The organism is Xylanibacter caecicola, assembly GCF_013166515.1.
Classification (GTDB): Bacteria; Bacteroidota; Bacteroidia; order Bacteroidales; family Bacteroidaceae; genus Prevotella; species Prevotella caecicola.
Genome location: NZ_JABKKJ010000006.1, coordinates 128,753 through 140,932, shown reverse-complemented (window position 1 = coordinate 140,932; position 12,180 = coordinate 128,753). Strand labels below are relative to the sequence as shown.

Below are 12,180 nucleotides of genomic sequence, written 5' to 3'. Positions count from 1 at the left end.
CAATATTTCAATACTACAGATTTTCTTTTTTTCGAAATTCTCGCCTTATTAATATGTTGTACAATATACGGATTCGGGATAAGAAAACGAATAAAACCATTGTCTGTTATTCCGGATTTATGTATACAATAGAATATTCCGTTCATCCTGATGCCGATGTTTTCATGGTATACTCTATTGTGCAAAGACTTGTCTCTTTCCGATTTTATATGTATTTTTGTCATCGGATTATGTAATAAGTAGATGTTTGAAATTAATTATTATTATATTGTATGTTATTTTGGTGCTGTTTTTTCATGTCCGAAGAGTGAGTGTAGCGGGCTACACGACCGATGAGACATGGGAAAATAGCACCAAAAGAACGTGCAAGATAATGATAAAGTAAATACAGCGCCAACTGATTATAATATATACGTTTAATTTTGAACATTTACTTAAGACTATATCAGGCATTAAAAACAAAACATTATTGATTATGAAATCCATAGAAACAAGAAGAAGTATAAGAAAGTATTCATCGCGCGAAGTTACGGATGAACAGCTCGACAGACTGCTTGAACTTGCCGCACGTACACAGACAATGGGCAATCTCCAACTGTATAGCGTTGTCGTTACACGAGACATCAAGATGAAAGAGCGGCTTGCCCCGGCTCATTTTAATCAGCCAATGGTTACTTCTGCCCCCGTGGTGCTGACGGTCTGTGCCGACTTCAACCGTACAACCGTGTGGGCAAATAACCGTAAGGCGACGCCCGGATATGACAATTTCCTGTCGTTTGTCAATGCTGCCACTGATGCGTTGCTGTATACACAGACTTTCTGTAACCTTGCAGAGGAAGAGGGACTGGGGTATTGTTTCCTCGGAACGACGGTATATTGTCCGCAAATCATCATAGACACCCTTAAACTTCCCAAACTTGTAATGCCTGTGGCAACGATAACTCTCGGCTGGCCCGATGAGAATCCGCCGCAAAGCGACCGTCTTCCTCTTGCTTCGTTCGTACACAACGAGACATACAGTGATTACACAGCGGCAGATATAGACCGTTTCTATGCCGCAAAAGAGGCGCTGCCGGAGAACAGGAACTTTGTTGAAATAAACAACAAAGAGACGCTTGCACAAGTGTTCACCGACTGCCGCTATACCAAGAACGACAATGAGCACATGTCCGAAACACTTATGGACGCACTGAAGAAACAGGGATTTATTAAATAAGAGGGAGATAGAGGGAGATAAGGGAATATAGAGGAAGATAAAGAGGAGACAGAAGAATATAAAGGGATATAAAAGACAACACCGCCGGCAGCATTCGCTGTCGACGGTGTTAAATTTATTGTTTATAGATTAGTAATTACCATTCACCGTTTTCTTCGGTATCATCTTCCCAAAGATTAAAGCTATAGTCTTTTGTCTCCATGGCTTCTGTTTCATCTTCTGTGATATCCAGTTCGTCATCTTGTGGATTTGATGCAGCGATAAATTGTTCCGTAGATATCCTTAGAAGCATTGTCTGTGGTGTGATATATTGTCTTTTCATGATTGTATTAAGGTTTACTTGTTTATTATTTTCTTTCCGTTACTGATAACTATTCCTTTCGTGTTTCTGTTCACGCGCTGACCGTTAAGATTGTATACAGGGGCATTGTCGTCAACATCAGCCGTTGTAATTCCGTCTATGTCTGTTGTTCCTCCGCCAAATTCAATGCTCAATGCCTTTGTTTCAGCTGCAGAACCAAGCTCTATATATGCCTTGTTTGCAACAAGTGTTGCACCTATATACTTTTTGAACTGATTACCGTTAAGCACATAAATAGCCTTATCCGTAGGTGTTGCCGTTTCTTTCAATACAGGTTGGAAATCGTTCTGTTCAATAACAGGTTCTTCACCTCCAAAAGCAAAAGTCACAGTTCCGCCATTCTCGCCCTTAAGCAGCACTCCCTGACCGGCAGGAATTACGGTTCCAAGTTCTTTAAGCACAGCCTTGCTTGTTTCTTTGTTTACCGTACATGTATATGCCACAGCGCCTTCTACAGTCACAGTGTTGGCATTGCTGTATGTATTGTAACCATAGCTGTTGAGTGTGATTGAAACAGGTGCAGGTTTATTTACAACGATTTCACCGAAACCGCCGTCACCGCCATCTTGGTTCGATACAATTGCAATCATGCAAGGAGAAGAAGAACCGCATTCTATGTTAATCCCGGCTCCTGCCGAATATTTAGGTGCTTCTGTTACACCGGATATTTCCTTTCCGTTTACATAGACTTTTATTTTGCGTGCATTGCTAATTCCGGTTGCTGTCTTTAACGTTACGTCATTACAAGCATCTACGAAGAAATAAAGTCGGTTTCTACCGTCAATAATACGACTTAAATCAGATGGAGTGTTTTTATCATGGTTCTTTGAGAATTTCCAACCTCTGTTTGTTTCTGCATCAAATGAGTACCCTGTTTTAATCCAGTCTGTCTCTGTTCCGTCAAATACACGACCAAGTCCAGTATATGGCGATACCGGTTCCAATATTATTGTGTATTCGGCTGTCGTACCGTCTTCCGCTGTAATAGTAAGCGTATTATCGTTTACCGTTGCCGTAGCCTTGTCTGAGACAGTTGCGTTCAGTGTCGGAACTTCTGTTCCCTCCATATAATAGGCTTCTATGGTGTTTCCCTTTATAAATCCGTCAAATCCATTACTGAACATAGCCTGTTTCAGCTCTTTCTCGTTGCTGCCTTTTGCAACCGTAAAGTTCACGGTGTAAGACATTACAGTAGTACCGTCTTCTGCTGTTACATTGACAGTGGCTGTTCCGGGAAGTGTCGTTGCCTGAATTACACTAACAGTTGCCACACTACTTGTAGCTTCAGCAGTTATTGTCGGTATGTCCGTTGTACCGAATGGAAGTTCTATATCGTATGACAACGTTTCGGCATTAAATCCGTTAATTGGTTCGTTGTTTACATTGAGAGATTTCAGTGTGGCATCATTCGATTTAACGCTTTTGTCTCTTCCCACTTTTATTGTATATGTGTCTCCACCTATAACAGCCGTGGCAATAAAGAAGTCGGCATCTTCTGTCATTTCAGCTGTTATATTTTCAGTCTCATTTGAATTGTCAGAATATGTCTTTGTATTTGTAAATATGACAGTTGGTGCCGTTTGATATATAGCCTGGTCCAAAGTAAGGTTCTTTGTTTCAATTAATGTTGTTAAGTCTTCAGGACTTATTTGAACTCCGTTTATTGTAACGGTTGTCACGACTTCCGATGTAATATCTTTTTGAGGATAGTCAACTTTTATAAAAAGTATTCCAGTCTCACCACTTCCTCTTGAGATAGAATGTGAACCTACAGGAACATTTGTTAATGTATATACACCAACTTTATTTGTAATATCATCTACACGGTTATTTGTTGCTAAATTATCAGTGTCAAATTTTGGAACCTTCTCTGAATATTTAGAAAGTGACTGTACAATCATTACAGTTGCTTCTTTTGTTGTTGTAAAACTTACATTTCCTTTAGAATCCAATTTATATCCTTTTGTATAAGCTCTACCTTCATAAGTACCAGTATAATTTTTATTAAAATTCCCAGAATTACTTATTGTAAAGAATGGAGATTCTTGAATTGCTTCCCCATCAAGAATTACAGAAAAACTGTTCTGTCCCCACACCGTTCCGACGGCACACACCATCAGCATTAATAAAGTAAATAGTTTTTTCATGTCGTTTATTAGTTTTAAGTATTACATTTATAGTAGTCATGTCTTTCTTTTTATAGCCACAAAGAGGAGGCATTCATGTTTTTCAGTTAGCCGGATGCGCTGATTGTTGTTAATAAAAGGTGAAGCTAAAGTAATACAATTGTATTAAATTAAGAAATCGGGGGGTAATTTAATCTTATTTAATAAAACGGTATAATGCTTTAATAAATATTCAATATTGACATGTTATATAAGTACATATATTATTAATAAGTACAATAAAAAATAATGTCTGCTCAACACAAAAACTATACATGAAACATTAATTGCATTTAATCATTCTCAGAGCAAGTAGGATTGCTCCCCGAAGCACCTGAGATTAAGGAACAGACTTTCCAAATAATATGGATTGGGATACTTCGGAGAGAAATCTTGCAGAGTGTTAGCTTATATCAAGTTGACGTTAAATCAATTTATGACAGACATTACAAGCACTATCTTGCTAACAACCATTCTATTGCCGAAATGACATTTATTTCCATGTCTGAAATTTTCTCTTTTCTTGTTTCCGAACAGGCTATTAAAGTCAATTTCTTACATCCTGTCTTTCGCGATGCGTCAACAAGTGCACTAAGTTCTCTTGACAATGTCTTGGGGGTACCGATATCGTATGAGACTTGTATTAGTTCCATCACATTTCCTCTTTCAGCAATGACAAAGTCCACTTCTTTTAATCGGGAAACCGGGCGATAATAAAAAACATCCCTGCATAACGGCATGTTACGCCTTTGAAGTTCAAGCAATACAGCGTTTTCCAGTCTCCATCCTAAATTCTCCGTTGCGAGAAGATTTGGTCTGAACGTGAGCATTCCCGTATCAACAATGTATGTTTTATTGCTCCTCAGGCGTTCGCTGCTTTTATAAGAGAACTTTGTCAATGGGACAATCAAAAAAGCCTGAGCCAGAAAGTCAATATAATTTCGTATTGTCTTGTCTGAACCTATCTTCAAAGTTTCAACAAGTTCTTTCATATTTATTATTTGCCCTACGTTATTGATAAGGTGGTTGGCTAATGTCTTAAGAGCATTGGCGTTTCGAATATGAAAGCGCGGCATGATGTCCTTGGTTATAATGGCATCTATCAGACTACCTACATATCCTTGTTTATCTGGCAAAGATGCTATTTCAGGAAAACCACCTTCTATCAGATATTCATCAAGAGTGTTTTTCAACAAAGCCATATTCTTTGTCGTTGGAATATCAGTTTCTATTTCTTTTGCAACACAATAGTCTCTGAAAGAAAACGGGAAGAGCCTTATTTCATTATAGCGTCCGGTAAGATGAGTTGCCAGTTCTGAACTTAAAAGTCTGGCATTAGACCCCGTTATAACAATGTGCAAGCCTTGGCGGAGCAATCTGTTGATAAAAAGATGCCAACCGTTTACATTTTGTATTTCATCAAAGAAAATGTGTTTCACATCATTGCCATATACACGATAGATAGCTTCAAGAACAAAGTTTAAGTCCTCCACCATAAGATTAGCCATACGGTCGTCGTCAAAGTTGACATAACCGTAAACTACACCTGCATTGCGCAGAGTCATGTGACAAAGTGTTGATTTACCACTTCGTCTGACACCAATAACAACTTGTGCCTGTTTTGTATTCAAAGAGATTTGGTTTACCTCATTGCGGTATACAAAATCTTCATTTGTCATAAGAGAAAGTTCTTCTCGCTGATCAAGAATTGTCTTGTATATAACATTGGAATCCATAACTGTTTATGATAAGAGAGATAGCGCAAAGATAATTAAAACTCCGATAAATTGCAAAAATAGAGCATATAAACTCCGATAAATTGCAGATTTTTACACTTTAAACTCCGATAAATTGCAAAAAACAAGTGTGCGAACTCCGGTAAATTGCAGAAATCATGGTAAAGACAATCAATACATCCTTACCTTTGTTGGTATTCCATTGTAAAACTCTGTTACTAACAATCTTAGAATCAAAGGCTTGTACAACGGACTTTTACAAGAAAAAGTCTTTACATCCTCGTGCGAGCAAATACATGCATATATTCTTATGGAGAAAACGAATAGAGAATGACGTGATTTAAAAATAAAGAAAGGAGTGTACCCAAACGTCGGTACACTCCTTATCTTTTATATTATTGTGAATAATGATTATTCGACAACGATAGGCTTGTATTTCGGTACGAGAACCTTCATGATGCACCATGCCAGCAGATAAGCAACAGCACAGATGCAGAACACAATCATATAGCCGGCGGGCTTGCCGTCGAAACCGAGGAAAGTGAATGCTGCGTCCTGCTCTTCTGCAAACGTAAAGAGCTGACCGGAACCCTTGTTGATAAGGAATGATCCAACACCGCCTGCCATACCGCCGATACCTGTAACGGTTGCAATGGCGCTCTTTGGGAACATATCACCTACAGTAGAGAATATGTTTGCCGACCAAGCCTGGTGACCTGCACCAACAAGACCGATGATAACTGCGGGCCACCATGCCGAATACTCACCCAACGGCTGTGCCAACACACATACCAGTGGGATGAATGCTATAAGCATCATTGCCAGCATACGACCTGCGTACGGATTCATACCCTTCTTGTCAACGAAGTATGTTGGCAACTTGCAGATATAAATGGAAAGGAATGTTACGATTGCATACAATGTCATAATCAGCAACATACCTGTGCCTGAAGAAGCCTTGTAACCATACACATCCTGGAAATAGCCCGGAGCCCAGAACAGGAAGAACCACCACACACCGTCGGTGAAGAACTTACCCACGATGAATGCCCATGTCTGTTTGTATCCGAAACACTGGAGGAAAGGTATCTGCTTCTCTTCTTTTGCGTCGTCTTTCTTGATATCCTCGGCCTCATCGTCCTGATGAATATACAGCAACTCTGCTTTGTTCACCTTCGAAGACTTCTCGGGTTTGTCGTACCACTTAACGAAGAAGCCCATCCAGATAAAGCCCAAAGCACCGATGATTATAAATGCCATTTCCCAACCGAATGCCTTTGCCAATGGCGGAATCATCAACGGAGCTGCCAATGCGCCTACAGAAGCGCCGGCATTGAATATTGATGTAGCGTATGCACGGTCTTTCTTTGGGAAATACTCTGCCGTAACCTTAATGGCGGCGGGGAAGTTTCCTGCTTCACCAAGACCAAGTATCGCGCGGCAAACGAGGAAAAGCCATACTCCGGTTGAAGCCACTGCCAGCGCTGCCGAAGAACCGTCTTCAAGGGCACGCATTGCATCGAGGCTGTCCAAACCGTGGATATATTGTGTGGCAATAGCTGTACCGGCATGTATACAGGCTCCGAAGCTCCACACTCCGATAGCCCAGAGATATCCTTTTTTTGTTCCCATCCAATCTACGAACTTACCTGCAAACAACATGCAGATAGCATAGAAAATCGAGAAATAAGCAGTGATGTTACCATAGTCTTCATCCGTCCAGTGGAAATCAGGATAGATAAACTCCTTTGCTGTCAGCGACAGCACCTGACGGTCAAGATAGTTGACTGTTGTCGCAACGAACAACAAGCCGCAAATCCACCAACGCCAGTTTGTCATTTTTGTAGTTTGTACAGGATTCATTTTCTTTTATTTAAGGTTTTATTATTAATAAATCTTTGCAAAGATACACAAAATTATTTATATAACGCTCTTTTTAATTAAGAGTTAAGATTTAAGAATTAAGAATTGGCTGGCGCAATGTGGTCTTTTTCTAAATAAAGTTCTATAGGACTTATAAGTCTTATAGGGCTTATAGGACTTATAAATACTGAAAACACCGCGCCGGCAAATTCTTAATTCATAATTCTTAATTAATAAAAGTACACCCTCTTCACTCTCTCGCTCACACCCGTCAGTACTTCGTAAGGTATGGTGTCGAGTATGTCCGAAAGAACGGTTACAGGTAGATTGTCGCCGAAAATCTCCACGGTGTCGCCTTCATGACAATCGATATCCGTAACGTCTATCATGGCAACGTCCATGCAGATGTTTCCCACATATGGTGCGCGCTTGCCGTTTACGAGACAGTAACCGTGCCCGCGTCCGAGATGACGGTTCAGCCCGTCGGCATATCCTATGGGTATCGCCGCAATGACACTGTCGCGTGTCAATATGCCGCGACGGCTGTAGCCCACGGTCTCGTCTTTCGGAACATTGCGCAGTTGCAGGATTGTTGTCTTCAGCGTGCACACATTATTTATAATGGAGTTGTCGCGGCTGTCTATACCATACAGCCCCAATCCGAGACGGCACATGTCAAGCTGCCTTTCAGGGAAATGCTCTATGCCGGCGGAATTGTCGATATGACGTAAAATCTTATGTGTAAATGCTTCCTGCAACTTGCGGCTTGCCTTGTCGAAGCGCTCGAACTGCATGGCGGAGAATGTGTCAAAGTCGTCGCTGTCCGAACCTACAAAATGCGAGAACACCGAGCGCGGTATTATGGCATTCTGACCTTTCAGCCTTTTTATAAGCCTGTCGATGTCCGTCTCGGGGTTAAAGCCCAGACGGTGCATGCCCGTATCCAATTTTATATGTACGGGATATCCTGTTATGCCCTCCTTGCCGGCTGCGGCTATAAGGGCATCGAGCAGACGGAAACTGTAGACTTCCGGTTCAAGGTCGTAGTCGAACATGGTCTTGAATGCCGTCATTTCCGGATTCATAATCATGATGTTCGCCGTTATACCTGCCTTGCGCAGCGTCACACCTTCGTCTGCCACTGCCACGGCAAGATAGTCTACACGGTGGTTCTGCAATGTTTTTGCTACTTCCACCGCACCGCTTCCGTAGGCATTCGCCTTAACCATGCACACAATCTTTGTGTCCGGTTTGAGGAACGAGCGGAAGTGGTTGAGATTGTTCACCACGGCATCGAGGTTAACCTCGAGTATTGTCTCGTGCACCTTCTGCTCCAACAGTTCCGTAAGGCGGTCGAAACAGAAGCAACGTGCGCCTTTAAGCAATATAACCTCATCGCGCAGTGAGCGGAAAACATCGCTTGCCACAAACGTGTCGGTGTCGGAAAAGAAATGTTTCTCGTTTATGTCTATCCTGTCGGCATATGCCGTTATGTCCGTTCCGATGCCGATAAGCTTCTCCACCCCGCGCTTTCGTGCAAGACCGGACACCTCTGTATAGAGTTCCGCCCCGTTCTTGCCGCTCTGACAGATGTCGCTGAGTATCAGCGTGCGACGGCGTCCGGCATGGTCGGGACGGCGGTTCATGAAGTCAAGCGCGATGTCGAGAGAGTTGATGTCAGAGTTATACGAGTCGTTTATAAGCGTGCATCCGTGCCTGCCTTCCTTCACTTCCAGTCGCATTGCCACCGGCTCTATTGCCGCCATACGTGTTGCCAGCGTGTCGTGACTCAGTCCGATGTGCAGTGCCACGGCGGCGCACGTTATTGAGTTCTCTACCGACGCCTCGTCTATGAACGGCAGTTCGTATCGTGCCTCTATACCTTTATATATATAGGTGACGGTTGTTGTGGTGCCTGTCTTTGATATATTCTTGACATAAAGAGCCGCCCGGGGGTCGGTTGCAGACCATGCCACGCGCCTGCCCCTGTATCCGCTCGCCTCAACACAGCGGGCAATGACATGGTTGTCGGCAGGATATACAATCACTTTTGAATCGCGGAACAGTTTAAGCTTCTCGTTGCATTTGTCTTCAAGCGTATTGAAATTCTCCTGATGTGCATCGCCTATGTTCGTTATAACGCCTATCGTGGGTTGTATGATGTCGTGCAGTGCCGACATTTCTCCCGGCTCGCTTATACCCGCCTCGAATATGCCTATCTGCGTGTGCTCGTGCATAAGCCACACCGACAGCGGCACACCTACCTGCGAGTTGTAGCTGCGCGGACTTCGCGTCACTACGAACGATGGCGACAGCAACTGGTACAGCCATTCCTTAACCACCGTCTTTCCGTTGCTTCCCGTGATGCCTATCACCGGAATGCCGAACTCGTCGCGATGTCTTTCGGCGAGCCTCTGCAACGCTTCTATGGGGCGTACAACCTTAAGGAAATTTGTTCCCGGAAACAGAGCGGCACCGTCTTCGGGCACTTTTTCTACAACAAAGTTGCGTACCCCGCGGCGATAAAGCTCCGGTATGTATCTGTGCCCGTCGTTGCGTTCCGTCCTTATGGCAAAAAACAGAGTCTCTTCCGGAAAACAAAGCGAGCGGCTGTCGGTGAGCAGCCAGCCGATGTTTGCATCGGTGTTGCCTATACGGCGTGCTCCTATAAGTGTTGTTACCTTTTCAACTGTATATTTCATCTGAGTATTTATAGTTAACTTGCATTTAGTTTCATCGACTAAATGCCGATATACTTACTTTGAATGCAAAGGTAATGCTTTTGTATGAAGAATGATAAACGAAGAATAAAGATTTTTCGTTCATCATATCGTCATATTGTCAACCCGCATGTCTTTTTGGGGTTATGTATTTTAATGTTAGTTCGACGATTTTGTTTTCCTTGTTATATTACAAAACCACCTCCGAAAGGTGTATGAGAGCTTAAAACATGCTGTACGGATTTCTGCGGCATATGAGATGTAAATGTAACGCATATGAGATAGAAACGTAACGCATATGAGATTTAAATCTATCGCATATGAGATACAAATCTGTGGCATATAGTAGAGAAATCTGTGGCATATAGTAGAGAAATCTGTGGCATATAGTAGAGAAATCTGTGGCATATAGTAGAGAAATCTGTAGCATATAGTAGAGAAATCTGTGGCATATAGTAGAGAAATCTGTGGCATATAGTAGAGAAATCTGTAGCATATAGTAGAGAAATCTGTAGCATATAGTACAGAAACCTGTGGCATATAGTAGAGAGATCTGTAGCATATAGTAGAGAGATCTGTAGCATATAGTACAGAAATCTGTAACGCTTGTTTAAGGATGCCATGCTATGTCCTTGCATATCGAATGCAAGTCCGGCGGTGATAAAAACGCCTGAATCACATTATTTTATACAGCCAAACTTCTACAATATGGATGATTAAATATATGATACGACAGTCATTACAATCCCAGATTGTCCTTTGGCGAGGCCTGTGTCGGTATTCCGGCTTTGCCGCCTAAGTGGCAATTATCCATTACTGCATTTTCCGTATTGTCTATACTTACGGCATTTTCTACTTTGTCAATGTTCACATTGCGGAAAGTAACATTGCGTATGGGCTTGGTTTCAGTGCCTTGGAGCACAATGCCGGCAGCCCTGGCACGGCGGCAACGCAAGTTTTCAACATAAATGTTTTCTATGGCAGAGTAGTTCTTGCTGCCGTTCCCCTCGCCGGCATACATGCTTGTTACATAAAAAAGGTCTTCAACCTCATCGAACTCGCAGTTGCGGATGTATATGTCGCGGACAAAACCTCCGCGGTCGGGATTGGTCTTGACGTATATTCCACGTTTGCAATATCCGGCAAACGTGCAGTCTTCCACGAATATATTTTGTATTCCGGCAGACATCTCGCTGCCCATTACCACGGCATGAAGTCCCTTGAAGCAGCAGTTGCGTATTATTATGTTCTCTGCGGGGACAAGCAGACGCCAACCGTCGTTGTCGCGTCCGCTCTTTATCGCCACATTGTCATCGCCGTTGTTAAAGGAAATGTCTTCGATGAGAATATTGCGTGATGCTTCCGGGTCAATCCCGTCGTTGTTGACAAGCTTTGCGTCATAGCGCAGTCCGCGGCATATTATATTCTCGCTTTTGAGCAGATGTATGCACCAAAACGGAGAGTTGGTGATAAAGACACCGCTTATTGTGATATTGCGGCAGTTGAAAAACTGTATCAGTTGTGGACGTAGGTAATGTCCCTCGCCGAAGTTCCTTTCGTTTACAGGAACTTCCTTGTGGTTATATTCACGGCTCAACGACTGTGATGTCTTCTGTCTTGCTCTCCACGTGGCAAAAGTTTTTGCCGCGTTGCCGTCTATGGTGCCGTTGCCGACGATAGAGATGTTTGTAAGTCCGTATCCGTAAATCATCGGGCTGTAGTTCTGAAGCAGGGTTCCTTCCCATGATGTCCTGACCGTTGGCAGGTAATGGCGCGGATCGGACGAGAACTTAAGTACAGCACCTTCTTGCAGTTCGAGGCAGACATTGCTCACGAACTGTATCGGACCGTTGATGATATAAGTTCCGGAGGGAACGATGATGTGTGCTCCTCCTTTTCTCTCTGCCGTCCGCATGGCTTTGTCAAACGCCGGCTTGCAGTCTTTGATGCCGTTTCCTTTGGCGCCGGCTTGCAGTATGTTTATCTTATACGACGGCATTCTCGCCCCTGTTATACATTTCAGTATAGAGTCGCGCCTTGCCTCCGGATATCTGTTTACGGCAAATGCTTCGATACATAGGACAGATATCATGATGAGAGCTGTAATTCTTTTCATACC

General features: G+C 42.9%; 7 protein-coding genes. 1 reads left to right on the top strand and 6 read right to left on the bottom strand.

Annotation, left to right across the window (positions count from 1 at the left end; translation table 11 throughout):
• The first annotated feature begins 475 nt into the window (after window positions 1-475).
• Window positions 476-1,216, top strand: a complete 741-nt coding sequence (locus HPS54_RS05775; RefSeq protein ID WP_172344512.1) for a nitroreductase family protein — start codon at window positions 476-478, stop codon at window positions 1,214-1,216.
• Between the two features lie 136 nt (window positions 1,217-1,352).
• On the opposite strand, the gene HPS54_RS05770 is transcribed toward HPS54_RS05775, so the two are convergent.
• From HPS54_RS05770 to HPS54_RS05745, 6 genes are all read right to left on the bottom strand, one after another.
• Window positions 1,353-1,538: a hypothetical protein gene (locus HPS54_RS05770; protein ID WP_172344511.1), complete on the bottom strand. Its 186-nt coding sequence runs from the start codon at window positions 1,536-1,538 to the stop codon at window positions 1,353-1,355.
• A 14-nt stretch (window positions 1,539-1,552) separates the two neighbouring features.
• Entirely contained in the window at window positions 1,553-3,724 is a 2,172-nt protein-coding gene (locus tag HPS54_RS05765; RefSeq protein ID WP_172344510.1) for a hypothetical protein, read from the bottom strand.
• A gap of 473 nt (window positions 3,725-4,197) precedes the next feature.
• Window positions 4,198-5,478, bottom strand: coding sequence for an ATP-binding protein (locus HPS54_RS05760; RefSeq protein ID WP_172344509.1), 1,281 nt, complete (start codon window positions 5,476-5,478; stop codon window positions 4,198-4,200).
• 411 nt (window positions 5,479-5,889) lie between these two features.
• Window positions 5,890-7,341 carry an MFS transporter gene (locus tag HPS54_RS05755; protein WP_172344508.1) on the bottom strand — a complete coding sequence of 484 codons (1,452 nt, stop codon included), beginning with the start codon at window positions 7,339-7,341 and terminating at the stop codon, window positions 5,890-5,892.
• Window positions 7,342-7,571: 230 nt separating this feature from the next.
• Window positions 7,572-10,043: a bifunctional UDP-N-acetylmuramoyl-tripeptide:D-alanyl-D-alanine ligase/alanine racemase gene (locus HPS54_RS05750; protein WP_172344507.1), complete on the bottom strand. Its 2,472-nt coding sequence runs from the start codon at window positions 10,041-10,043 to the stop codon at window positions 7,572-7,574.
• Window positions 10,044-10,800: 757 nt separating this feature from the next.
• Entirely contained in the window at window positions 10,801-12,153 is a 1,353-nt protein-coding gene (locus HPS54_RS05745; RefSeq protein WP_253951947.1) for a glycoside hydrolase family 28 protein, read from the bottom strand.
• Between the last annotated feature and the right edge of the window lie 27 nt (window positions 12,154-12,180).